Origin of the sequence: Variovorax humicola (genome assembly GCF_037889915.1) — a bacterium.
Classification (GTDB): Bacteria; Pseudomonadota; Gammaproteobacteria; order Burkholderiales; family Burkholderiaceae_C; genus Variovorax; species Variovorax humicola.
This window is the reverse complement of record NZ_JBBKZV010000008.1, coordinates 162,797-185,773: the sequence shown is the minus strand read 5'-3', so window position 1 is coordinate 185,773 and position 22,977 is coordinate 162,797. Positions and strand designations below refer to the sequence as shown.

At 66.6% G+C, this 22,977-nt stretch carries 22 protein-coding genes; 14 read left to right on the top strand and 8 right to left on the bottom strand.

Going from position 1 to position 22,977, the window contains the following annotated elements:
• Nucleotides 1–115: 115 nt before the first annotated feature.
• The 7 genes from ureG to WKW80_RS16085 form a co-directional block, all read right to left on the bottom strand.
• Nucleotides 116–766 carry an urease accessory protein UreG gene (gene ureG / locus WKW80_RS16115; protein ID WP_340364574.1) on the bottom strand — a complete coding sequence of 217 codons (651 nt, stop codon included), beginning with the start codon at nucleotides 764–766 and terminating at the stop codon, nucleotides 116–118.
• A gap of 21 nt (nucleotides 767–787) precedes the next feature.
• Nucleotides 788–1,477: an urease accessory protein UreF gene (locus WKW80_RS16110; protein ID WP_340364573.1), complete on the bottom strand. Its 690-nt coding sequence runs from the start codon at nucleotides 1,475–1,477 to the stop codon at nucleotides 788–790.
• Nucleotides 1,477–2,139, bottom strand: coding sequence for an urease accessory protein UreE (ureE, locus tag WKW80_RS16105; protein ID WP_340364572.1), 663 nt, complete (start codon nucleotides 2,137–2,139; stop codon nucleotides 1,477–1,479). The genes WKW80_RS16110 and ureE overlap by 1 nt, the downstream gene beginning before the upstream one ends.
• A 254-nt stretch (nucleotides 2,140–2,393) precedes the next feature.
• Nucleotides 2,394–4,112, bottom strand: coding sequence for an urease subunit alpha (ureC, locus tag WKW80_RS16100; protein WP_340364571.1), 1,719 nt, complete (start codon nucleotides 4,110–4,112; stop codon nucleotides 2,394–2,396).
• Nucleotides 4,113–4,418: an urease subunit beta gene (locus tag WKW80_RS16095; RefSeq protein WP_340364570.1), complete on the bottom strand. Its 306-nt coding sequence runs from the start codon at nucleotides 4,416–4,418 to the stop codon at nucleotides 4,113–4,115.
• Nucleotides 4,419–4,420: 2 nt separating this feature from the next.
• Nucleotides 4,421–5,026 carry a HupE/UreJ family protein gene (locus WKW80_RS16090; protein ID WP_340364569.1) on the bottom strand — a complete coding sequence of 202 codons (606 nt, stop codon included), beginning with the start codon at nucleotides 5,024–5,026 and terminating at the stop codon, nucleotides 4,421–4,423.
• A 26-nt stretch (nucleotides 5,027–5,052) separates the two neighbouring features.
• Nucleotides 5,053–5,355 (bottom strand): urease subunit gamma, encoded by a 303-nt coding sequence (locus WKW80_RS16085; RefSeq protein WP_213955060.1) that lies wholly within the window; start codon nucleotides 5,353–5,355, stop codon nucleotides 5,053–5,055.
• A gap of 363 nt (nucleotides 5,356–5,718) precedes the next feature.
• On the opposite strand from WKW80_RS16085, the gene WKW80_RS16080 reads away from it, so the two are divergent.
• The 14 genes from WKW80_RS16080 (at nucleotide 5,719) to WKW80_RS16015 (ending at nucleotide 22,438) form a co-directional block, all read left to right on the top strand.
• Nucleotides 5,719–9,261 carry a hybrid sensor histidine kinase/response regulator gene (locus tag WKW80_RS16080; protein WP_340364568.1) on the top strand — a complete coding sequence of 1,181 codons (3,543 nt, stop codon included), beginning with the start codon at nucleotides 5,719–5,721 and terminating at the stop codon, nucleotides 9,259–9,261.
• The gene (locus tag WKW80_RS16075; protein ID WP_340364567.1) at nucleotides 9,261–10,265 is read left to right on the top strand and encodes a response regulator; all 1,005 of its coding nucleotides are present in this window, start codon (nucleotides 9,261–9,263) and stop codon (nucleotides 10,263–10,265) included. Before WKW80_RS16080 ends, WKW80_RS16075 begins: the two co-directional genes overlap by 1 nt.
• Before the next feature lie 225 nt (nucleotides 10,266–10,490).
• Nucleotides 10,491–11,261: a GntR family transcriptional regulator gene (locus WKW80_RS16070; protein WP_340364566.1), complete on the top strand. Its 771-nt coding sequence runs from the start codon at nucleotides 10,491–10,493 to the stop codon at nucleotides 11,259–11,261.
• Between the two features lie 25 nt (nucleotides 11,262–11,286).
• Complete coding sequence (locus tag WKW80_RS16065) at nucleotides 11,287–12,306, top strand: SIS domain-containing protein (RefSeq protein WP_340364565.1); 1,020 nt, start codon at nucleotides 11,287–11,289, stop codon at nucleotides 12,304–12,306.
• An 8-nt stretch (nucleotides 12,307–12,314) separates the two neighbouring features.
• A complete protein-coding gene (gene nagA / locus WKW80_RS16060; protein WP_340364564.1) occupies nucleotides 12,315–13,493 on the top strand; it encodes an N-acetylglucosamine-6-phosphate deacetylase in 1,179 nt (392 codons plus the stop codon).
• Nucleotides 13,483–14,370: a protein phosphatase 2C domain-containing protein gene (locus tag WKW80_RS16055; protein WP_340364563.1), complete on the top strand. Its 888-nt coding sequence runs from the start codon at nucleotides 13,483–13,485 to the stop codon at nucleotides 14,368–14,370. The genes nagA and WKW80_RS16055 overlap by 11 nt, the downstream gene beginning before the upstream one ends.
• On the top strand, nucleotides 14,367–15,329 hold the full coding sequence (locus tag WKW80_RS16050) for a BadF/BadG/BcrA/BcrD ATPase family protein (RefSeq protein ID WP_340364562.1): 963 nt from the start codon (nucleotides 14,367–14,369) through the stop codon (nucleotides 15,327–15,329). Before WKW80_RS16055 ends, WKW80_RS16050 begins: the two co-directional genes overlap by 4 nt.
• 41 nt (nucleotides 15,330–15,370) lie before the next feature.
• Nucleotides 15,371–16,540, top strand: coding sequence for a porin (locus tag WKW80_RS16045; RefSeq protein ID WP_340364561.1), 1,170 nt, complete (start codon nucleotides 15,371–15,373; stop codon nucleotides 16,538–16,540).
• A gap of 12 nt (nucleotides 16,541–16,552) precedes the next feature.
• Entirely contained in the window at nucleotides 16,553–17,800 is a 1,248-nt protein-coding gene (locus WKW80_RS16040) for an ABC transporter substrate-binding protein (RefSeq protein ID WP_340364560.1), read from the top strand.
• A gap of 20 nt (nucleotides 17,801–17,820) precedes the next feature.
• Complete coding sequence (locus tag WKW80_RS16035; RefSeq protein ID WP_340364559.1) at nucleotides 17,821–18,717, top strand: carbohydrate ABC transporter permease; 897 nt, start codon at nucleotides 17,821–17,823, stop codon at nucleotides 18,715–18,717.
• Nucleotides 18,714–19,559, top strand: coding sequence for a carbohydrate ABC transporter permease (locus WKW80_RS16030; protein WP_340364558.1), 846 nt, complete (start codon nucleotides 18,714–18,716; stop codon nucleotides 19,557–19,559). The genes WKW80_RS16035 and WKW80_RS16030 overlap by 4 nt, the downstream gene beginning before the upstream one ends.
• Before the next feature lie 7 nt (nucleotides 19,560–19,566).
• Nucleotides 19,567–20,460, top strand: coding sequence for an N-acetylmuramic acid 6-phosphate etherase (locus WKW80_RS16025; protein ID WP_422822913.1), 894 nt, complete (start codon nucleotides 19,567–19,569; stop codon nucleotides 20,458–20,460).
• 18 nt (nucleotides 20,461–20,478) lie between these two features.
• Nucleotides 20,479–21,567 (top strand): ABC transporter ATP-binding protein, encoded by a 1,089-nt coding sequence (locus WKW80_RS16020; RefSeq protein ID WP_340364557.1) that lies wholly within the window; start codon nucleotides 20,479–20,481, stop codon nucleotides 21,565–21,567.
• A 190-nt stretch (nucleotides 21,568–21,757) separates the two neighbouring features.
• Nucleotides 21,758–22,438, top strand: coding sequence for a hypothetical protein (locus tag WKW80_RS16015; RefSeq protein ID WP_340364556.1), 681 nt, complete (start codon nucleotides 21,758–21,760; stop codon nucleotides 22,436–22,438).
• Between the two features lie 20 nt (nucleotides 22,439–22,458).
• Here the strand turns inward: WKW80_RS16015 and WKW80_RS16010 are convergent, their stop codons facing one another.
• On the bottom strand, nucleotides 22,459–22,959 hold the full coding sequence (locus WKW80_RS16010) for a hypothetical protein (RefSeq protein ID WP_340364555.1): 501 nt from the start codon (nucleotides 22,957–22,959) through the stop codon (nucleotides 22,459–22,461).
• Between the last annotated feature and the right edge of the window lie 18 nt (nucleotides 22,960–22,977).

The following is a 22,977-nucleotide window of genomic DNA, read 5'->3' as shown; positions in this document are numbered from 1 at the left end:
CAGGACGAGCACCGCGAAGTCTGTTCGTGGGCACCCGCGGAACCGGCTTTGCCGGGCCGCTGGGGTGCGCCCCCTCGAGGGGGAGGCGCCGCAGGCGCATCGGGGGTGTTCCATTTCAAGCGCCAACGAGCATGCCGCGCTGCTCGATGAACGCCACTACCTCGGCCAGGCCGGTGCTGGTTTTCAGGTTGGTCATCACATAGGGCCGGTGCTTGCGCATGCGCTGGGTGTCGGCCTCCATCACGCCGAGGTCGGCGCCCACGTAGGGCGCAAGGTCTGTCTTGTTGATGACGAACAGGTCGCTCTTGGTGATGCCGGGGCCGCCCTTGCGCGGAATCTTCTCGCCGGCCGCGACGTCGATCACGTAGATCGTGAGGTCGCTCAACTCGGGGCTGAAGGTGGCGGCCAGGTTGTCGCCGCCCGACTCGACGAACACCACGTCCGCATCCGGAAAGTCGCCGAGCATGCGATCGATGGCCTCGAGGTTGATCGATGCATCCTCGCGGATGGCGGTGTGCGGGCAGCCGCCGGTTTCCACGCCCATGATGCGTTCGGCGGGCAAGGCGCCTGAGACGGTCAGCAGGCGCTGGTCTTCCTTGGTGTAGATGTCGTTGGTGATGGCGATCAGGTCGTACTTGTCGCGCATCGACTTGCAGAGCATTTCGAGAAGCGTGGTCTTGCCGGAGCCCACCGGCCCGCCGATGCCCACGCGCAGCGGCGGCAGTTTCTTGGTGCGGTTGGCGATGTGGTGCAGGGCGGAGGACATGGCGTGTACCTGGAGAAGGAATCAGGATCTGAACAGACGTGAATATTGCACTTCGTGCCGGGCCGAGTACACCGCGAGCATGGGCGAAAAGGCTTGGCGGTCCTCGTCCGGCAATGCGATCGCATGATCGACCGCAGAGGGGATTTCGCGGGACAAGCGCCCCAGCATGCGTTGCCCGGCGCTCTGGCCCAGTGGAACGCATTTGACGGCCGCGCCGGTCATGTTCTCGGCCCAGCCGAAGGCGAAGGCCAGGCAGCCGTCGCGCACGCCGGCATCGGTGCGGCTCGCGGCAAAGGCGAAGGCAACAGGATAGGTGATCGGCATGCCGTCGAAGGCGTCGGTCACGTCATCGTGGTGCAGTTTGAGCCACTCGACGAAGGAGCGGCCCATCTGTTCGGCCTGCAACAGGAATTCGGCGGATTCGCGCGTCTGCAGCACCCAGGCGTTGAGGGCATGGATGCGCTCGATGTCGCCCGCACGCCATGCTGCGATGGCCTGCGCGACCACCGGCAAGTCGCCGCGCCCGAGGCTCAGGTAAAGCTGGTCGACGATCCAGTCCGAAGCTTGAGCCTCGCTGTCGAGGCCGGCCCATTCGACGCCTGCTTCGAGCCCCTCGGAATACGAGAACCCGCCGATCGGCAAGCCTGGCGATGCCAGCCAGATCAGTTGCAGCAGGCTGGCCGCAGGCAGCGCGGCAGGGGCGTCAGGCATCAGTGGGAGTGGCCGTGGGAATGACCGTGGTCGTGGTCGTGGTCATGGCCGTGCCCATGATCGTGATCGTGATCGTGATCGTGCCCATGATCGTGATCGTGATCGTGATCGTGCCCGCCGGGCGTGCCTCCGTAGGCATCGGGATGCAGCACCGGCCCGACCGGCGCGGTACCGCCGTGCGAATGCCCATGCCCTTGGCTACCGCCCTGCGCGCCATAGGCCCCGCCTTCGGGCTCGAAGGCCGCCTCGGCCTCGCGCACGATCAGGTGCATCGAGCGCAGCATCGCGGCCAGCACATGGTCGGGCTCGATCTTCAGGTGATCGGGCTGGAGCTCGATCGGCACATGCCGGTTGCCCAGGTGATAGGCCGCGCGCGTCAGGTCGAAGGGCGTGCCGTGCTGGCTGCAATGCGTGATGACCAGCACCGGCTGCGGCGCCGCGATCACGCGCACCAGCGAGCCGTCCTCGGCCACCAGCACGTCGCCGCCGCGCACGGACGTGCCGCGCGGCAGGAACACGCCGATCTGCCGGCCCTGCGAATCGGTCGTGTCGAAGCGGCTCTTCTGGCGCACGTCCCAGTCGAGTTCGATGGTCGCTGCGCGCTTGAGCAGCACGGGTGCGAGGCCCTTGCCCTGGGACATGAGTTTGTTGGCGGTGAGCATGAGAGAGCTGGTTGATGGCGCCTGCGCGGCGCCCGACAAGGGCCTGTAAGACAACACTCGAAAAGACCTGCAGCGGGAGGCTGCAGCTGACTCAGATCGGCGACGATCCGGACGCGGTAGGAATTATCTTCCCGGACGAAATGGCGGCGAGCATGAATTGGAGGGCTGGTGACACCCTCCAGCTACGCCAGGCCCCCATGGTTTTTTAACTCGTCGAGGTCGATACCGGATCGGTTGAAAAAGACGGAGCTCCGTCAAAACAGGAAATACCGCTGCGTCATCGGCAGCGACGCCGCCGGCTCGCAGGTCAGCAGGTTGCCGTCTGCGCGCACCGCATAGGTCTGCGCATCGATCTCCATCTTCGGTGCGTAGCCGTTGTGGATCATGTGCTGCTTGCGCACGCTGCGGGTGTTCTTCACTGCGCTCAGCGTCTTGGCCAAGCCGAAGCGCTGGCCCACGCCCGCGGCCAGGCCGGCCTGCGACACGAAGGTCAGCGAGCTGCGCGCGAGCGAGCCGCCGTAGGCACCGAATTGCGGCCGGTAATGCACCGGCTGCGGCGTCGGGATCGATGCATTCGGGTCGCCCATCGCGGCCATCGCGATGGTGCCGCCCTTCAGGATGGTGAAGGGCTTCACGCCGAAGAAGGCCGGCTTCCACACCACCAGGTCGGCCCACTTGCCGACCTCGATGCTGCCGACCTCGTGCGCGATGCCGTGCGCGATGGCCGGGTTGATCGTGTACTTGGCGACGTAGCGCTTGGCGCGGAAGTTGTCGTTGCGCGCGCCGTCCTCGGGCAGCTTGCCGCGCTGGCCCTTCATCTTGTGCGCGGTCTGCCAGCAGCGAATGACGATCTCGCCGACGCGGCCCATCGCCTGCGAGTCGCTGCTGAACATGCTGATCGCGCCGAGGTCGTGCAGGATGTCCTCGGCCGCGATGGTTTCCTTGCGGATGCGCGATTCGGCAAAGGCCAGGTCCTCGGGAATGCTGGCGTGGAGGTGGTGGCACACCATCAGCATGTCGACGTGCTCGTCGAGCGTGTTGACGGTGTAGGGCATCGTCGGATTGGTGGAGGACGGCAGGAAGTTGTCCTCGCCCACCACGCGCAGGATGTCCGGCGCATGGCCGCCGCCCGCGCCCTCGGTGTGAAACGCGCAGATCGCGCGGCCCTTCACCGCGGCAATCGTGTTCTCGACGAAGCCCGATTCGTTCAGCGTGTCGCTGTGGATCGCGACCTGCGTGTCGGTGGCGTCGGCCACGTCGAGGCAGTTGCTGATCGCCGCCGGCGTGGTGCCCCAGTCCTCGTGCAGCTTCAGGCCGATGGCCCCCGCGTCGATCTGTTCGTGCAGCGCGGCAGGCAGGCTCGCGTTGCCCTTGCCGAGAAAGCCAAGGTTCATCGGGAAGGCATCCGCGGCCTGGAGCATGCGCTCGATGTGCCACGGACCCGGCGTCGCCGTCGTGGCAAACGTGCCTGTGGCCGGGCCGGTGCCGCCGCCGAGCATGGTCGTCACGCCCGAACCCAGCGCCTCCTCGATCTGCTGCGGACAGATGAAGTGGATGTGGCTGTCGATCCCGCCGGCCGTGACGATGTTGCATTCGCAACTGATGATTTCGGTGCCCGGTCCGATGACGATGTCGACGCCAGGCTGCACGTCCGGATTGCCGGCCTTGCCGATCGCGACGATGCGCCCGCCCTTGAGGCCGATGTCGGCCTTGACGATGCCCCAGTGGTCGAGGATCAGTGCGTTGGTCATGACCGTGTCGACCGCGCCGTCGGCACGCGTGCGCTGCGATTGCGCCATGCCGTCGCGGATGGTCTTGCCGCCGCCGAACTTCACTTCCTCTCCGTAGCCGCCGGCGCGCAGCGTGTAGTCGGCTTCGACTTCGATGACGAGGTCGGTGTCGGCCAGGCGCACGCGGTCGCCTACCGTCGGGCCGAAGATTTCGGCGTAGGCACGCCGTCCGATGGTTGCCATTTACAGCTTTCCTTGAACCAGGCCGCGAAAGCCGTAGACGATGCGGTCGCCGGTGAATTCGCAGAGCTCGACCGTGCGTTGCTGGCCGGGTTCGAAACGCACGGCCGTACCGGATGCAATGTTGAGCCGCATGCCGCGCGCGGCCTCGCGGTCGAAGCCGAGCGCGCCGTTGGTTTCGGCAAAGTGATAGTGCGAACCGACCTGGATCGGGCGATCGGCCGTGTTCTGCACGACCATCGTCAGGGTTCGGCGGCCAGGGTTGAGCGCATGCTCGCCCTCGTCGGTGATGAGTTCGCCGGGAATCATGCTCAGGCCACTTGCGTGAGAAGCGCGACGCCGAACAGTGCGACTGCCGCACCCGCGATGCGCGGTGGCAGCGTGGAGCGTCGGCGCAGTGCCCAGCCCGCCGCGATGCCGGCGATATGCAGCAGTCCGGTGGCCAGCACCATGCCGCAGACGGCCGCGAGTGCGCCGCTGTCGCCCGACAACTCGTAGCCGTGCGCGACGCCATGGAAGACTGCGAACGTGCCGACCACCGCCGCCGCCATCGGCCCCGGCAGGTGCAGCCGCGTCGCGACCAGCAGCCCCACCGCCAGCAGCGACGCGGCAATCATCGGCTCGACCGCGGGCACCTGCGCACCCGCCAGGCCCAGCAATGCGCCGACGAGCAACATCGCCGCAAAGCCCAGCGGCGCCCAGAACAGATCGCGTGCGCCGCGCGAGGCGAGGGCGCTCCACAGCCCCACGCCGACCATCGCGGCCATGTGGTCCATGCCGGTGAACGGATGCAGGAAACCCTGCGCAAATCCGGCGGTGTGATGCGCCGCGCCATCGACGCCTACGTGCGCGGAGGCGGCAAGAGGCAGGGCGGTTGCGAGCATCGCAAGGAAAGTGGAACGCGTCAGAAAGCGCATGAGGTTCTCCGCTGGATCAGTGGGGGTCAGACGATGGGTTGGTGCACGGTCACCAGCTTGGTGCCGTCCGGGAATGTCGCTTCGACCTGGATGTCCGGAATCATCTCCGGCACGCCGTCCATCACGTCGGCGCGCGTGAGAACGCTGCGGCCTTCGCTCATCAGCGCCGCCACGCTCTTGCCGTCGCGGGCACCTTCCATCACGGCGGCCGAGATCAGTGCCACGGCCTCGGGGTAGTTGAGCTTGAGCCCTCGTGCCTGCCGGCGTTCGGCCAGCAGCGCCGCGGTGAAGATCAGCAACTTGTCTTTTTCGCGTGGCGTCAGTTCCATGGGCGTTGTATCGGTTGGCGCAAGGTGCGCCGATTATGGGCAACTCCGCATTGCCGCATTGCCGCATTGCAACAGTCATGCCGTCAGATTCACGAACGATTCCAGCCCATCCGTGGAACACCGCGGAACCGGCTTCGCCGGCCCCCTGGTGTTGCCCCCGGCAGGGGGGTGGGAGGAGCTCGCTTTGCAACAGTCACGCCGTCAGGTTAACGAACGATTCCAGCCCATGCGTGGAACACCGCGGAACCGGCTTCGCCGGGCCGCTGGTGTTGCCCCCGGCAGGGGGTGGGAGGAGCGACACGAAGTGGCGCGGAGCCTGGGGGCGAGCAACAAATCCAGGCATGAAAGCTGCACGTACCTCGTGTGAGTCTCGCCCCGCCAACGCTCCCTCCTGAAGTCGCCGTCGAAGATGGCGACGCTCCGCAGCGCATCGTCAAGGTGCGCCGCGACTACAACAGTTGGGTTGCCAGCGAGACGCTGGAAGACTACGCCCTGCGCTACACGCCGCAGCGCTTTCGCAAGTGGTCGGAATGGCGCGTGGCCAACACCGCATTCGGCGCGGCGTCGTTCCTTATCCTCGAGGCGGTCGGTGCGACGCTGCTGGTGCAGTACGGCTTCCTCAACGCGTTCTGGGCCATCCTCACGACCGGCCTGATCATCTTCCTCGCGGGCCTGCCGATCAGCGTCTATGCGGCGCGCTACGGCGTCGACATGGACCTGCTCACGCGGGGCGCCGGCTTCGGCTACATCGGCTCGACGATCACCTCGCTGATCTACGCGTCCTTCACCTTCATCTTTTTCGCGCTGGAAGCGGCGGTGATGGCCTATGCGCTCGAACTGTCCCTCGGCATTCCGCCAGCCTGGGGCTACCTGATCTGCGCGCTGGTGGTGATCCCGCTGGTGACGCACGGCGTGTCCGCCATCAGCCGGCTGCAGTTGTGGACGCAGCCGATCTGGCTGCTCATGCTCGTGGTGCCGTTTGGCTACGTGCTGGCGCGCGATCCTGGTGCGTTTGCGGGCATTGCGCACTACAGCGGCGTCAAGTCCGATGTGTCGGGCTTCAACATGCACCTGTTCGGTGCCGCGCTCACGGTCGGCATCGCGCTCATCACGCAGATGGGCGAGCAGGCCGACTACCTGCGCTTCATGCCGGTCCGAACCGCGGCCACGCGCGGCCGCTGGTGGGCAGCGGTGCTGGCGGGCGGGCCGGGCTGGGTGATCCTCGGTGTCATCAAGATGCTCGGCGGCGCCCTGCTGGCGTACCTCGCCATCACGCACATGGTGCCGCCCGAGCGCGCGGTCGACCCCAACCAGATGTACCTCGCGGCCTACGAGTACGTGTTCCCGAACTACGTCTGGGCGGTGGTGGCCACGGCGGTGTTCGTGGTGATCTCGCAGCTCAAGATCAACGTCACCAACGCCTATGCCGGCTCGCTGGCCTGGAGCAATTTCTTCTCGCGCGTCACGCACAGCCACCCGGGTCGCGTGGTGTGGGTGGTGTTCAACGCGCTGATCGCCTTCATGCTGATGGAGATGAACGTGTTCGAGGCGCTGGGGGACGTGCTCGGCCTCTACGCGAACATCGCGATCGCCTGGATGATGGCCGTTGTGGCCGACCTCGTCATCAACAAGCCGCTCGGCCTGTCGCCGCCGGGCATCGAGTTCAAGCGGGCGTACCTGTGGGACATCAACCCGGTCGGCGTAGGCGCGATGGCGCTGGCCTCGGGCTTGTCGATCAGCGCGCACCTCGGCATGTTCGGCCAGACGGCGCAGGCTTTTTCGGCGCTGATCGCACTGGGCACCGCGTTCGTCGCGACACCGTTCCTGGCCTTTGTCACGCGCGGCAAGTACTACCTTGCGCGCGGACCGGGTCATGAAGGGGAGAGGCGCGGCAAGGTCCTGTGGGCGCGCGTCGAGACGCCTTCCGACGTCGATGCGGGCAGCTATCAGCGGCTCAAGCTGCAACGCTGCGTGATCTGCGAGCGCGAATACGAAGGCCCCGACATGGCCCATTGCCCGGCCTACCAGGGCGCGATCTGTTCGCTGTGCTGCACGCTCGATGCGCGCTGCGGCGACCTCTGCAAGCCGGATGCGGCCCTCTCCGCCCAATGGTCGGCCGTGCTGCGCTGGCTGCTGCCGCGCCGCAGCTGGCGCTACCTCGACACGGGGCTGGGCCACTTCCTCTTGTTGATGATGATCATCGTCCCGCTGCTCGCGGGGGTGTTCGGCGTGCTCTACCAGCAGGAGCTGCGCGCGATGCTGCTGAGCGAGGCCGTCGATGCCAGCGCGCAGTCCCTGCGCGGCGGCTTCCTCAAGGCCTACATGGCGCTGCTGGTCATCGCGGGCATCGTGGCCTGGTGGCTGGTGCTTGCGCACCAGAGCCGCAAGGTGGCGCAGGAAGAGTCGAATCGCCAGACGCACCTGCTGCAACGCGAGATCGCGCTGCACCGCGAGACCGATCGTGCGCTGCAGGATGCCAAGCAAACCGCCGATCGCGCACGCGCCACGGCCGACCTGGCAAACCAGGCCAAGAGCCGGTACATCAGCGCCATCAGCCACGAGTTGCGCACGCCCTTGAACAGCATCCTGGGCTATGCGCAGTTGATGGGCGAGGATGCCTCGGTGCCGCCGCATCGGCGCCAGGCGGTGGCCGTGATCAAGCGGGGCGGCGAGCACCTGCTGTCGCTCATCGAAGGAACGCTGGACATCGCGCACATCGAGGCCGGCAAGCTCACGCTCAATGCCAGGCCGATGCCCTTTGCAGAGACCCTGCAGGAACTGGCCGACATGTTCGAGTTGCAGGCGGCCGAGAAGGGCCTGGCGTTCCGCTTCGAGCCGAGTGGCGAATTGCCGGCTGTGGTGCGTGCCGACGAGAAGCGCGTGCGCCAGATCCTCATCAACCTGCTGGGCAATGCGATCAAGTTCACCCGCCTCGGCCAGGTCACCTTGCGGCTGCGCTATGCACGGGAGTTCGCCGCAGTCGAGATCGAGGACACCGGCCCCGGCATGTCGCCAGCCGAACTCGACGTGATCTTCGAGCCCTTCTCGCGCGGCGAGTCGCACGGCGCATCCGGCGTGCCGGGTGCCGGGCTGGGCCTCACCATGGCCAAGATGCTGACCGACCTGATGGGCGGCGAGATGAACGTGCAGAGCACGCCGGGGCAGGGCTCGGTGTTTCGGCTGCGGCTCTTCCTGCCGCGCGTGCACGATGCCGTGGCCGTCACGGAGCCCAGGCCCTCGCCGGCGCAGCGCGTTCGCCGCGGCTACCTCGGCGAGCGGCGTCGCGTATTGGTGGTCGACAACGAGGAGGCCGACCGCGAACTGCTCGTGCATGTGCTTGCCCGGCTGGGCTTCGAACTGCGCACCGCCGCCAGCGGCCACGATGCGCTCGACCTCATCGCGGCCGGCTACCGGCCCGACGCGATGTTCGTCGACCTGGCCATGCCCGGCATCGACGGCTGGGAAACCATCCGCCGCGCACATCGCCTCGGCCTGACGCGAACCGCGGTGGCCATCGTGTCGGCCAATGCTTTCGACAAGCGGCTGTTCAACGACGTCGGCATCGCGCCGGACGACTTCTTCGTCAAGCCGGTGCGCCACAGCGACTTGCTCGAATGGCTCGAACGGCGGCTTTCCATCCATTGGACCGACAACGCCATCGCGCCTGCGGCGCCGCCTGTTGCGGTGGCGGTGGCGGTGGTGCGGCCCTCCGAGGCGCGGCTGAAAGTGCTCGAAGAGGCCGTCGGACTTGGTTACTTTCGCGGAATCATGAATCAGTTGGACGACATCGATGCAGCGCAACCCGAGTGCGCAAGCTGGACCGAAGCGCAACGCACGCTGGCGCGGCAGTTCCAGTTCGAAGCCATGAGCCGCGCCATCGCGCAACAGGGCGTCGGAGCCTCATGATGGCCGAGCCCAACGCACTTGCCCGCACGTTGCGCGACAACGCGGCCAACAGCGACCTAGTGCTCATCGTCGACGACGTGCCCGACAACCTCGCGGTGCTGCACGACGCGCTCGACGAATCCGGCTACACCGTGCTGATCGCGACCAGCGGCGAGCAGGCCCTGCAGCGCGCGGCGCATGCGCGGCCCGACATCGTGCTGCTCGACGCGATGATGCCCGGCATCGACGGGTTTGAAGTGGCGCGCCGGCTCAAGGCCGACGCGGCCACCGCGCACATCCCGATCGTGTTCATGACCGGGCTCACCGAGACCGAGCACCTCGTCGCCGCACTGGAGGCCGGCGGCGTCGACTACGTGACCAAGCCGATCAAGCCGAAGGAAGTACTGGCGCGCATGAACGTGCACTTGCAGGGCGCCCGGCAGGCGCGGCAGTCGGCGCGGCAGGCTGGCCAGGCGCGCAATGCGCTCGACGCGTTCGGCTATGCCAGCATCACCGTGCGAATGCCGGAAGGCCGGCTCATCTGGCAGACCTCGCTCGCGCGCGACCTGCTGCTGCGCTACTGCGGCACCAGCGCGCCCGAGACGCCGGCGGCCGTGCTCGCGTGGCTGCACCAGCACCTGCCCGGCACGGTCGACCGCATCGAGCCGCCGGTGCTGTCGATCGAGCACGGCGCCGCGCGGCTCAACCTGCGCCTGCACCAGCAGACCGGCCACGACAACGATGGGGCCGAGTGGATGATCATCATGCGCGAGGTGTCCGACACGGCCGTCATCGAAGCCATGAGCCTGAGCCTGAAGCTCACCGCCCGCGAGGCCGAGGTGCTGTACTGGGTGGTCAAGGGCAAGACCAATCGCGACATCGGCGACATCCTCGGCAGCAGCCCGGCCACGGCCAAGAAGCACCTGGAGCGGGTGTACGTCAAGCTTGGGGTCGAGACGCGCACGGCCGCTGCGGGCGTTGCCATGAAGCGCATCCGCGAGTTGCAGCCGCAGTTCGAGATCTGACCCCTTCCGCGATCGTTCGAGGGCCGCCGTCAGGCGAGCCGGTCAGGACGTCCCGAATCGCAGCGCCAGTCAGGCGCGCCACCGCTTGGCCGTTCGGACCGGGTGTTTGCTCCCATGACTAAGTGGTATTTAATTGGTATATTAATTTCAGACCACTCCAGGAAATTATTCGAAAAGGATGTTGATTGGATTGTGAATTTGGCCAACAAAGGAATCGCATCTCCCATGACTGATTCGATCGCAAGCTCCCTGGCCGCGATGCTGAAAGCCGCGCTGGACGGCCATGAGGCGCGCGGCGGGCCGATCTACATGCGGTTGGCGGTGGTGCTTCGGCATGCCATCCAGGCCGGCAGGATTCCCACGGGCGCTGGCCTCCCGCCGGAGCGGGAACTGGCCCACGGGCTGGGCGTGTCGCGTGAGACGGTGCGACGCGCGGTCGAGCAGTTGACGGAGGAAGGTTTGCTGAAGGCGCGTCAGGGTTCCGGGACCTACGTATCCGCGCGGATCGTGGAACCGCTGTCGTTGCTGGCCAGCTTTTCGGAGGACATGGAACGGCGCGGTTTCGTGCCGGGCTCCAGGTGGCTGTCGCGCCAATTGGTCAGGCCGACGGTCGAGGAAATGCTGGCGCTGGGGGTGTCGTCGACGGACCTGGTGATGCGCAGCGCGCGGGTCAGAACGGCCGATGGGGAGCCGATGACTGTGGAGCATGCGTCGGTCAACGCGGCGCACGTGGGTGGAACCGCGGAGTTCGGCGATTCGCTGTACGAGGCCATGCGGCGCAACGCAGCCGCGCCGGTCAGGGCCATCCAGCGCATTCGCGCGGGCGTGGCCGATGCCGAGACCGCACGGCTGTTGAACATCGGCCTGGGGGCCGCGGTGCTCGAGACCGAGCGTCGCTCCTTTACGCAGGAAGGGAAACCGCTGGAGTTGACGCGGGCGCTGTTTCGCGGCGACATGTACGACTACATCGTGGAGATGCGAATAGCGCCTTCATGAACAGGACAAGGAGAGGGAGGATGTCATGAGTTGGATGCGAAGCGAGACTCTGGAGTGCGCCGACGTGGCGCGAAGATTCCTGATGCGGGTGGCGCCGGCCGTCGCCGAAGAGGGCGGGCGGTTGGCATCGGGCCGCATCACCCATGTCGAGATCCTGGGCCGGGGCTCGTCGTCGCATGCCGGCACCTTGCTGCGCTATGCCCTGGCGTCGCACACGCCGCTTACGGTGTCGGCGGCATTGCCATCCACCGGGCGCGACGGAATGCCGCGCCTTTGCCACAGCGCGTTGATGGTGGCGCTTTCGCAGTCCGGCGGCAGCCCCGATCTCGCCGCCTATGCCAGTGCCTGCCGCCGTGGAGGCGCGTCCACGCTGGCGTTGGTCAACGCACCCCATTCCCCGCTCGGCAAGGCCTGCGACCTGGAGGTGTTGCTGCGTGCGGGAGTGGAAACCTCCGTCGCCGCCACCAAGAGCACGGTGGCGGCGGCGCTGGCGGGCCTGGGCCTGGTGGCGGGCTATTGCCGTGCAAAGGGTGATCCAAGCTTGCACGATGCGCTCGCGTCGCTGCCCGCGCGCATGGCCGCTGCGCTCGAGCAGAAATGGGAAGCGCTGTCGGCCGTGTTGCCCGGCGCGCGTGCCGTATATGTGCTGGGCCGCGGCGCCACTCTCGGCATCGCCAAGGAAATCGCGCTGAAGATAAGCGAGACCACCGGCGTTCCGGCACTGGCCTTCAGCAGCGCCGAGTTCCTGCATGGCCCGCTCGGCGCCGTGAGTGCGCAGACGCCAGTGATCGGCCTGTGCTCCGCAGCCGAGCACCGCGACAGCGTCAACCAGGCGTTGCGGCGCGCAGGCGAGTGCGGCGCGCCCACGTTGAGTGCATTCACGGGCGGCAGCGGTGATCTTTCCCTGCCGCCGGCGTGCGAGCGCTTCACCGATGCCGTGCTCATGCTGCCGCCGGCGTACCTCGCGATCGAGGCCGTAACCCGGCGCATGGGGCGCAACCCCGACGCCCCAGCCAGCCTGTCCAAGGTCACGCAGACCCTATGAGCGCGCCCATGGTCCGATTGCATTGCCCGCTGCTGTTCGACGGCGAGTGCATCATCGCCAATGCCACGATGCAGACGGCAGCCGGCCGGATCGCCCGCATCGGCGCGCGCGACGACGGCGTGGGCATCGCATTTCCGGCCGGCCATATCGTCGCCCCCGGCCTCATCGACATCCAGGTCAATGGCGGAGGCGGTGTGTTGTTCAACGACACGCCGGACCGCGCCACCGTGCGGCGAATTGCGGCCGCTCACGCGCGGGCCGGCACCACGGCTCTGCTGCCAACCTTCATCACCGACGCGCCGCACGGCTTGGACGCCGCCATCGACGCGGTGCGTGCGTCCCTGGCAGCGGGTGACCCAGGCATCCTCGGCATCCACCTGGAAGGGCCGTTCCTGCAAGCGCGGCGCCGCGGTATCCATCGCGAAGACTTCATTGCCCATCTGGCTGAAGACGATGTGCGCCGGGTGATCGCGCTGCGCGACGCCGGACGCACGCTGGTGACGCTGGCCCCTGAATGCGTGGCCCCGCAGCACATCCGTGCGCTGGTGGCGGGCGGCGCCATCGTGTTCGCCGGCCACACGGAAGCCCCCTATGCGGGCATGCTCGACGCGGTGGCCCGCGACGGTGTCAGCGGCGTCACGCACCTGTTCAACGCGATGTCGCAGTTGGGTCCGCGCGAGGCGGGTGTGCTGGGCTACGCACTGCTTCACGCCGACCTGTGGGCCGGCCTGATCCTGGACGGTCATCACGTGAAGCGCGAGAGCTTCGAGATCGCCTGGCGCCTGCGCGGCCGCAATCGCACGATCCTCGTGTCCGATGCAATGTCGCCGGCCGGGTCCACGCAGACGCATTTCGTGCTTCAGGGGCGCGAGATTTCGGTGCAGGGCGGACGCTGCGTCGCTGAAGACGGGACGCTTGCCGGCGCGGCGATCACGCTTTCCGATGCAGTCCGGATCGGCATCCGCGAATACGGCATGCAGGCATCGGACGCGCTGTACTGCGCCACGCGCGCGCCGGCCCGCCTGCTCGGCGTGCAGGCTGAGCGCGGTTGCCTGCAAGCCGGTGCGCACGCCGACCTGATCGTTTTCGATGCCGACTTCCAGGTGGCAGCCGTCATGCAGTCGGGTCGTTGGATCAATGCCGGTCCGGCAATCGCGCCGCTGTTGGAGCTCGACGATGCAGTCTGAGTCGAGCCGCTTCGTCGTCCGGGCTGCGCGCAGCCAGCCCATCGGCGACTGCAACGACGATGCCTGCGGCAGCAGCCCGCGCCGGCTGTGGGTGCTCGACGGCGCCACCGGCGTATCGGACCGACGCTGGACCCGCTTCGCGAGCGACGCCTCTTGGCTGGCGCACACCGCATCCGATCTCCTGCGGGATCCGCAATGGGACGGGCAACCGCTCGCGGCAGCGTTGTCGGGCCTGGAGGCGCAATTGCGCGCAGCCTTCATCGAAGCGGTGGCTTGCGAAGGCCTGTCTCAGCCCGGCGTGCATGAGATGCCGAGCGCATGCCTCGGCATCGTCCAACTGCTGGGCGACGAGATCGAAGTGGCCTGCGTTGGGGACATCAGCGTCGTGGTGCAGGCGCCGGGCCGTCTGTTCCAGGTTTTCACGGACGGCGCTGCGGAGCCCTTTTCACGCCGCACCTTGCATGCCTGGCAGCGCGCCCGCGCCAGCCCCCATGGCGCCAATGCGATGTGGGAAGAGGCGTGCAAGGTCATCCGCGAAAACCGCAGCGCCATGAATCAACCCGGCGGCTATCGCGTGGTGCATCCGGTGCTGGCCTGGGCGCAAGGCGTGCAGGTGCATCGGTTGCCCGCCGTGGCCGGCACACGCATCCTGCTGGCCAGCGATGGCTTGTGGCGTCTGGTCGACCTGTTCCGGGAGATGTCGCCGCAGGCGTTGATGCAGGCCATCGAATACCAGGGGATCGGCCGCGTGCTGGCGCGGCTGAGGGCGATGGAAGCAGACGACCCGGCCTGCGAGGCCTTCGCGCGCGTCAAGCCAGGTGACGATGCGACCGGCATGCTGGCGGAGCTGACGTTCGCCGGCGGAGCGTTTGAGTGAGTGCCGGTGAACCGGGACTCGGCCTCGGCTTCGACGCGGGCGGCACGGCCACCCGATGGGCGCTGGCGCGCGCCGACGGCCGCATCCTGGCCGAGGGCACGGTCGATGGCCTGCACGGCCGGCAAGTCACGAGCGAGGAACGCCTGCACACCGAGTCGGTGCTGGACCAACTGGCGCGCGCGGCGCGCCGGCACGCAGCTCCAGCCTATGTCGCCGCAGGCATCACGGGATTCGAGCCGACCGGGCCTGGCGGGAATGTTTTCGAGTCGACGCTGGCGCGGTCGCTGTCATTGCAGCCGCAAGACATGGCGTTGTGCAACGACGTTCAGATGGGTTATCTCAGCGCATTCGAGCCGGGCGAAGGCTACCTCGTCTATGCGGGCACCGGTTCAATGGCCGTCTTCATCGACGGGCACGGCGTCTTGCATCGCGCCGGGGGGCGCGGCGTGCTGCTCGATGACGGCGGTGGCGGCTTCTGGATTGCAAAGGAAGCGCTGCGCCGTATCTGGCGCCGTGAAGAGACCGTGCCGCAATCCTGGCGCGAGTCGCCGATGGCGGTTCGGCTCTTCGGCGTTGTCGGTGCGCCCGAGTGGCGGGCCACGCGCCAGTTTCTCTATGCCAGCTCGCGCGGCGACATCGGCAAGCTCGCGTTGCACGTCGCGGCGAGCGCCGACGAGGACCCGTTGGCCCGCGACGTCCTGCGCGATGCCGGCGAGGAATTGGCGCGGCTCGCGAACGTACATCTGCTGCGCCATGGCCTGCGGCCGGTGGTGCTGGCGGGCGGTGCGTCGAAGCTGCATCCGCTGATCCTGAATTCGATGCGGACCGGCCTTTGCATCGATGCGCCTTTGCAGATGCGGACATTGCAGTCCCACCACAAGGCGGCGCATCTCGCCGCCCAGGGTCCGCTGCGGCTCGCCGAATTGCGACGAGTGAGCGAGGCGAGAGCGCCGCCATGACCCGGTGAACGTATTGGCTCGGGTAATCCAGGGAGGAATGAATGAAAAGAAGTTTGATTGCATTGGCGGCCGTCGCGGCCGCGGCGCCCGCGACGGCGCAGTCCAAGCTCACGCTGTTTGGCGTGGCCGAGGCGCAAGTCGGCCAGTGGCGCAATCTCGTCGCCGCGCCCGTTTCGCAGACCAATCCGTTCGGCGCGGCGATCGAAAGGGGGCGAACCCGCGGCCTGATTCCCTACGGCATCAATGCCTCGCGCTTCGGCTTGCGCGGCGTGGAGGACCTGGGCGCCGGGCTGGCTGCCTCCATCGTGCTGGAGAACCAGTTTGCGCTGGACACCGGCGTACCACCGGCGCGCTACTTCCACCGGCAAGCGAACGTCGGCCTGTATGGCGGCTTTGGACAGATCCGGATGGGCCGCATCTACACCGCATGGAACGACATCGCCTCGAATGCGGCCACGGGCTACGGCGACACCTACGATCCGTTCGTCCGAGTCTGGCGCGTCGCCGGGCCAGTGCCGCTGGGTTCGCCCGTGCCCAATGCGGCGGGCCAGCTCACCGGGCTTGCAGGCTCGGTGGGCACCAACAACGACCCCGGCAATCCGCAGGTGTGGGCACACGTGCGCATGGACAATTCCATTCGCTACGACACGCCGACCATGGGCGGCATCACGCTGTCCGCGCAAGTCCAGTTGGACGAGAGCATTGACGGCAAGCAGCCTCAGGCCCAAAGCTATGCGGCGCTCTACGTCAACGGTCCGATCCGCGCTGGCGTGGGCTACTACACCCAGCACACCAGGAGCTTCTACAACCCGGTCACCGGCCAGTACGACGCCAAGGCCGCGCGAAGCGGCAAGCTCGAGACCTACACGGCCGCTTTCAACTACGACTTCGGTCCGGTTCGCCTCGTGTCGATGGCGGGGCAGTCGCGCTATGACGTGTTTTCCCTGGGCAAGCGCATCACTTCGACCGAGTGGTCGGTGGGCGCCGTGGTGCCGGTCAATGCGTGGGCATTGAGGTTCAGCGTCGCCGGCAGCAACAGCAACGACCTGCCGGGCCGGGACTGGGGTGCCGGCGCCGAGGCTCTCTACAACCTCTCGAAGCGCAGCGCGCTGTATGGCGCCTACAGCTACAGCAAATACGACGAGTTGCTCGCCGGGCAGGCACGTCGCAGCAGCTACATCTCCGCCCTTGGCATTCGCCACTTCTTCTGAGCCCACATCACCATGAAAATCAATCTCAAGGCACTGGCCGCCGGCACCCTTGTCGCCATCGCCCAGCTCGCCCACAGCGCCGATCTCACATTCTGGAGCTGGCGCGTCGAAGACAAGGCTTTCTACGAATCGGTGGCCCGGGACTACAGGAAGGTCTCGGGCGACGACGTCAAATTCTCCGCCTACAAGAACACCGAATATCCGACCGTGCTGTCGGCCGCGCTCGCCTCGGGCGGCGGACCGGACATCATCCACACGCGTGCCTATGGTGGTCTGAGCAACCTGGCGGATGCCGGCTACCTGCTGCCGCTGACCAGCACGACCGTGCCCGGCCTCGCAGCTTTCGGCCCCAGCCTGGATGGCGCCCGCGGCTTCAAGCCGCCGCACGACAAGGAGTTCCATGGCGTGCCCTTCGCCACCCAGTCGCTGGGCATCATCTACAACAAGGCGGTGCTCGCAAAAGCTGGCGTCACCGAAATGCCGGCCACTTGGGACGAGTTCAAGGCGCTCTGCGCAACGCTCAAGGCCAAGGGCGTCACGCCACTGGCCAACGGCACCAGGGATGCGGCGGTCCTGGAGCAGGTCTTCGGTGTGGTTGGCCCCAACTTCTACGGCGGCACTGACTTTTTCAGCGCCGTCAAGATGGGCAACAAGACCTTCGCCGACCCCGGGTTCGTCAAGGCCATCGAAGAAGTCGTCGGGCTGAAGCAGTTCATGCCGGCCAACTCGCTGGGCATCGGCGAGAACGAGAGCCGCACGCTGTTCTCGACCGGCATGACCGCGTTCTTCATCACCGGCACCTGGAACATCGACACCGTTCGTGAGATGAATGCGAAGCTGGACTTCGACATGGTGCCCGCGCCGCCGCTGCGAAAGGGCGGCAAGGCCTGGGTGTCGACCTTCGCCGACGGCAACTACTCGATCAGCGCATCGAGCAAGAACCGGGCGGCGGCGCTGAAGTTCATCAACTACCTTGCCAGCCGCGACTTCGGCCAGCGCTTGATCAATGAACTGCGTCAGACATCGGCGGTACCCGGCACAAAGGCCGACGACAAGGTGCTTGCCGGCATCAACTCGAAAGCCCGGACGGACGGCACGCCCTTCGTGATGCTGGTCGGCTTCCGCTACCAGAACCCCAATGGTTCGGTGTTGCTGCGTGACGGCTTGCAGAAGCTGATCCAGGGACAGGGCACGGCGCAGCAACTTGCGCAGGACATTCAAACCGGGCTGGCATCGTGGCACAAGCCATTCCAGAAGTAGGCTGGCTCCCGCGTGCGCGCATGAGCAGGAACCTCTGGATCACGTTCTTCGTGTTCCCGGCCGTCCTGATGATGACGCTGTTCATGCTGCTGCCGGCCGCCTCGGCATTGGGCTACAGCCTCTTCGAATGGAACGCGTTCACGCGCGGCAAGTTCATCGGACTCGACAACTTCTACCGCCTCGCGAGCGAGGCCTACCGGGGTTCGTTCCTGGCGGCGCTGTGGCACAACGTGCTCACATTCGGCGTGGTGCTGGCGGTACAGAACAGCATCGCGCTGGCGCTGGCCGCGGCGCTGTATCGCCGGCCCTGGGGCTTCCGGTTCTTTCGGGGCACGGTGTTCCTGCCGGTGATTCTTTCGCTGGTGATCGCGGGCTACCTGTGGGAGCTGTTCCTGCATCCGCTGTTCGGCCCGGTGACCAGGCTGATGATGGTCGCGTTCCACCTGGAGGAGTTCGCGCCGTTGGGCGACAGCAGCATGGCGCTGGCCACCGCGATCCTGATCTCTATCTGGCGCAACGTGGGCTTTCCGACGCTGGTCTTCCTGGCCGGCATGAACGCCATACCGGGTGACCTCTACAAGGCGGCCGAGTTGGACGGCGCAAGCGAATGGCAGACGTTTCGCAACGTCACGCTGCCGCTGCTGGGGCCGTCGTTCACCATCGTCGTGGTGTTGAGCTTCATCGGCGCGATGGAGTGGTTCGACCTGCCCTACGTCATCGGCGGGCCGACCGGCAACCCCGGCAATGCGCTCGACACGCTGGCCCTGATGTTCTACCGCCTCTCGTTCGGCGACGGTTCGGCGGCGATCACGGACGTAGGCCTTGGCTCAGCGGTCAGCGTTGTGTTGTTCATCATCGTGCTGATCGGCTCACGGCTCGGCTCGACCCTCCTCAGAAGACGCGAGGTGCAGATGTGAAGACTTCGGAATCCGCTACCCGGTGGAGCCCGCTCGCCATGTTCCTGATGGGCCTGCTCATCATGAACACGGTGGCCGTGGTGGCGCCGCTTGCGGTGGCCGTCATGTCGGCCTTCAAGTCCACGGTGGAGATTGCCGAATCGCCATTCGGCTTGCCGAGTTCGCTGGCGCTGGACAACTTCACCGAAGTCATGTCGTCCGGCAACTTCGGCGTCTACTTCCGCAACTCGGTCTTCGTGACCGTGGTGTCGGAGGTGTTCATCCTGAGCTTCAGCGCGATGGCGGGCTACGCGCTCGGCCGCTACGACTTCAAGCTGAACAGCTTCTTCTTCACGATCTTCCTGATCGGCTTGGTGATTCCGGCCAAGCTGCTGCTGGTGCCCCTGTTCATCCAGCTCAAGGGTATGAACCTGCTGGACAACCTGTGGGGCCTCAGCCTGGTCTATGCGGCGGGCGGGATTCCGGCGGGCGTCTTCATCATGACGGGGTTCTTCAAGGCGTTGCCCGGTGCGCTGGACTCCGCCGCCCGGATGGACGGCGCGAGCGACTGGATCATCTTCTGGAAAGTGATGCTGCCGCTCGTCCGCCCGCAGCTGGCGATCGTCGCGATCTACACCGCCATTCCGATCTGGAACGACTTCCTGTTACCGATCGTCTTTATTTCGAGTCCCGACCTGAAGACCATTCCGCAAGGCCTGTCGGTTTTCTTCGGCGAGCACGCGGTCAACATGGGCGCGCTGTTTGCGGGCCTGACGTTGTCGGCACTGCCGCTGGTCCTGGTCTACCTCCTGTTGTCCGAGCAGTTCATCAAGGGACTGACCGCGGGCGCCGTCAAAGGCTGATATCCACATGATCCAGAACACCGAGCAACTCAGCTCCTACCATTCCATGCTCGACACCTACAACACGCAGGACCTGGTCAACGCCTTCGTGGACGACCAGGCGAATGCGGTCCAGGCGGTGCAGGCGGCAGCGGCAAGCCTGGCCGCCGCCGTCGATGCCGCCGTGCCGCGCATCCGTGCCGGCGGCCGGCTGCTCTACTTCGGCGCGGGCACCTCCGGCCGCCTGGCAATGCTCGACTGCGTCGAACTCAACCCCACGTTCTCGTGGGACAAGTCGCGCGCCGTGGCGCGGCTCGCGGGCGGCGACGATGCGATGAATGAAGCAGCCGAAGGGGCCGAGGACGACGAAGCTGCCGGCGCCACCGAACTGCGGGCGCTGGCGCCAACGGCAAATGACGTCGTGATCCTCGTCGCGGCCTCGGGCCGCACGCCCTACGTCGTTGCGGCGCTGCAGGCGGCGCGCGCAGCCGGTGCATTGACCATCGGCATCGTCAACAACCCGGGCTCGGTCATCGACGCGCTCGCGGAAATTCCGGTCGTGCTCGACACCGGTGCCGAGGTCATCTCGGGCAGCACGCGGCTGAAGGCGGGCACGGCGCAGAAGATCGCGCTCAACTCGCTGTCGAGCGCGATCATGGTTCGCCTGCACAAGGTCTACGGCAACCTGATGGTCGACATGCGGGCCACCAACAACAAGCTCGTGCGGCGTGCATTGCGCCTGACGGTGGCGGCCTCCGGCGCTACGAGGACTGCGGCGCGCGAAGCGCTCGAGGCCTGCGGCTACGAAATCAAGACCGCCATCGTCGTGCTGTGCTGCCGGATCGACCCCGGGGAGGCCCGCCTGCGGCTGGCGCAGGCCGAAGGCAGCGTGGGCAGCGTCGTGCAGTCCGGTAAAGCCTGAACCCGGGAGACGTCACAAATGCGGCAGCAACATTCCATTTCCATCAAGAAAGTCGCTAAGACTTTCGGCACCACCCAGATACTCAAAGGGGTCGACATCGAGGTCGATCCGGGGCAGTTCCTGATCCTGGTCGGCCCTTCGGGGTGCGGCAAGTCCACCCTGTTGAACTGCCTGGCGGGGTTGGAGACGGTGAGCTCGGGCGAGATCCATATCGGCGGGCGCAACGTCGACGGCGTGCCGCCAAAGGATCGCGATATCGCGATGGTGTTCCAGAGCTATGCGCTGTATCCGAATATGGACGTGCGCCAGAACATCGCCTTCGGCTTGCAGATGCGCAAGGTGGCCGAGGCGGAGCAACGCACCACCATCGAACGCGTCTCGAAGATGCTGCAGATCGATCATCTGCTGGACCGCAAGCCCGGCCAGTTGTCGGGCGGCCAGCGCCAGCGCGTGGCCATGGGACGGGCGCTCGCCCGCAACCCGGGGCTGTTCCTGTTCGACGAGCCGCTGTCCAACCTCGATGCCAAGCTGCGCGTTGAGATGCGCGCCGAAATCAAGCTGCTGCACCAGCGCACGGGCACGACCTCGGTCTACGTCACCCATGACCAGATCGAGGCCATGACGCTCGGCGACCGAATTGCCGTCATGAAAGATGGCATCGTGCAGCAGTACGGCTCGCCGATGGACATCTACGAGCGTCCGGCCAACCTGTTTGTCGCAAGCTTCATCGGCAGTCCGTCGATGAACTTCATTCCGGTGGACGTGCAGGGCGTGGGCACGGACGCGGCGGTCGTGCTGACGTCGGGCAAATCCGAATCGGGCATGGTCGTGCGCGGCGCCGCGTTGAAGAACCATTCCGGAAAGTCCATGACGCTCGGCCTGCGGCCCGAGGCCATGCAGGTAGGTGGGGTTGGGGGCTTGTCCGCGGAGGTTCGGCTGGTCGAGCCGACCGGCCCCGACACGCATGTGTTCTTCGAGATCAACGGCACGCATTGCGTCGGGCGCTGCGCGCCGCACGACACGCCGCGGCCCGGCGACACCGTCAACGTCACGATCGACGCGTCGAGGGCAGTCTTCTTCGACCCGCGGACCGGCAAGTCTGTCTGACCGGCATGAGGCGTACCGGACTGCGTCGACGCAGGCCGGCAACGCGGGTGCCATGGCGTCGGGCGCTCCTCATTCGCGAGCAGCGATGAGCAGGGCGGACTGCAGCGCCGGCCTTTCATCGAGATGGCGTCTTTCCTCCCTAGAATGATTTCAAAAAAAGGGCGGCGAAGATGAAAAAAGCAAGCGCACGATGTTTCGAGGCGGGATTCTTCTGGTCGGCCTATTGCTGGCAAGCCACGCACAGGCCGGCGGCCACTTCGACGTGGACGATGCCGGCACGCTGGACCCGGGCCAGTGCCTGGTCGAAATCTGGGCCAGTCACACCGACACCAGGCCGCCCCTCAATGGCCAGCACCTGGGACCGGCTTGCCGCGTCGGGCCAGTCGAGCTGGGTTTGAACTTCGACCGCTTCGCGCGGTCGGGCGATCGAACCCAGGTCTTCTCTGGGCCGCAAGTCAAATGGACGTACTACGGCCAGGCGGCCGACGCGCCGTTGAGTGCGGCCGTGGCGGGCAACCTGGTGTTCGACGTGACCCACGGCGGTCGCAACGGCGGCCAGTTCTTGTTGCCCGTGACGTGGCGCGCCTCGGCGGCCTTGCAGGTGCATGTCAATCTCGGCGTCGACTGGCTGCCTGGCACCGGTACGCGATCTGCTCGCGGCGGCGCACAACTCGAATACGCACTGAACCCCACGTGGTCCGTGATCGCAGAGTACAACCGCGCGTTCAACCTGTGGACCACGCGCGCCGGCGTGCGCTACAGCTTCACGCCGCTGATCAGCCTCGACGTCACCGGGGCGCGCATCGGTACCGGATCGGACAAGCTCACTTCATTCTTTGTCGGACTCAACTACGAGTTCACCCGGCCCTGAGCGTTCGAGCGTCATTCCGTTCAGGGGATGAGCGCGGGCAGGTACTGGTCGGCGATGTGTCGCTGATCGGACGTCAGGGCCGCGTACAGCCGGTCGACGCAGTCGGCCAGCTTCTGCAGGCGCAGGGCGCGGTCCTGTGCTTCGACTGCGCGGCGCTGCACGGTTTGCAAGGCGGAAAGCCCGTCGTTGTCGGTCGCGGCGCGAGGAAGGCTGGCGTGCACCGACATGTCCCAGACCTGGTCGGACAGCGTGTCCCAGAGCTTGCCTTGCTCCGGCGTGAGCTGCAGTCGCAAGCGCAAGTCGTAGAACTTGTCGTTGACCTGACTCGCGCGTGCTTGCGGGCTGGTGGGCATATCGGTGCTCCGCGATGTGCCGGTGGTGTCGCCGCCGCCGCGGCCGTGCCGACCGCCCATGCCACCGCCGCCGCCACCACCCATGCCGCCGCCATATTGCGCCAGGGTGGACCCGCTCAGGGCCGCCAGCGCGAGCGCGACCGCCATCGAATTCCGAAGTGTTTTCATCGACCGCGATTGGAGTGC

Coding starts and splice junctions, on each gene's coding strand:
- WKW80_RS16045 (WP_340364561.1), top strand. CDS start 15,371: ATGAAAAGAAGTTTGATTGCATTGGCGGCCGTCGCGGCCGCGGCGCCC.
- ureC (WP_340364571.1), bottom strand. CDS start 4,112: ATGGCAACCATCGGACGGCGTGCCTACGCCGAAATCTTCGGCCCGACG.
- WKW80_RS16055 (WP_340364563.1), top strand. CDS start 13,483: ATGCAGTCTGAGTCGAGCCGCTTCGTCGTCCGGGCTGCGCGCAGCCAG.
- WKW80_RS16020 (WP_340364557.1), top strand. CDS start 20,479: ATGCGGCAGCAACATTCCATTTCCATCAAGAAAGTCGCTAAGACTTTC.
- WKW80_RS16065 (WP_340364565.1), top strand. CDS start 11,287: ATGAGTTGGATGCGAAGCGAGACTCTGGAGTGCGCCGACGTGGCGCGA.
- ureG (WP_340364574.1), bottom strand. CDS start 766: ATGTCCTCCGCCCTGCACCACATCGCCAACCGCACCAAGAAACTGCCG.
- ureE (WP_340364572.1), bottom strand. CDS start 2,139: ATGCTCACCGCCAACAAACTCATGTCCCAGGGCAAGGGCCTCGCACCC.
- WKW80_RS16110 (WP_340364573.1), bottom strand. CDS start 1,477: ATGCCTGACGCCCCTGCCGCGCTGCCTGCGGCCAGCCTGCTGCAACTG.
- WKW80_RS16040 (WP_340364560.1), top strand. CDS start 16,553: ATGAAAATCAATCTCAAGGCACTGGCCGCCGGCACCCTTGTCGCCATC.
- WKW80_RS16095 (WP_340364570.1), bottom strand. CDS start 4,418: ATGATTCCCGGCGAACTCATCACCGACGAGGGCGAGCATGCGCTCAAC.
- nagA (WP_340364564.1), top strand. CDS start 12,315: ATGGTCCGATTGCATTGCCCGCTGCTGTTCGACGGCGAGTGCATCATC.
- WKW80_RS16075 (WP_340364567.1), top strand. CDS start 9,261: ATGGCCGAGCCCAACGCACTTGCCCGCACGTTGCGCGACAACGCGGCC.
- WKW80_RS16015 (WP_340364556.1), top strand. CDS start 21,758: ATGTTTCGAGGCGGGATTCTTCTGGTCGGCCTATTGCTGGCAAGCCAC.
- WKW80_RS16010 (WP_340364555.1), bottom strand. CDS start 22,959: ATGAAAACACTTCGGAATTCGATGGCGGTCGCGCTCGCGCTGGCGGCC.
- WKW80_RS16025 (WP_422822913.1), top strand. CDS start 19,567: ATGATCCAGAACACCGAGCAACTCAGCTCCTACCATTCCATGCTCGAC.
- WKW80_RS16070 (WP_340364566.1), top strand. CDS start 10,491: ATGACTGATTCGATCGCAAGCTCCCTGGCCGCGATGCTGAAAGCCGCG.
- WKW80_RS16090 (WP_340364569.1), bottom strand. CDS start 5,026: ATGCGCTTTCTGACGCGTTCCACTTTCCTTGCGATGCTCGCAACCGCC.
- WKW80_RS16035 (WP_340364559.1), top strand. CDS start 17,821: ATGAGCAGGAACCTCTGGATCACGTTCTTCGTGTTCCCGGCCGTCCTG.
- WKW80_RS16085 (WP_213955060.1), bottom strand. CDS start 5,355: ATGGAACTGACGCCACGCGAAAAAGACAAGTTGCTGATCTTCACCGCG.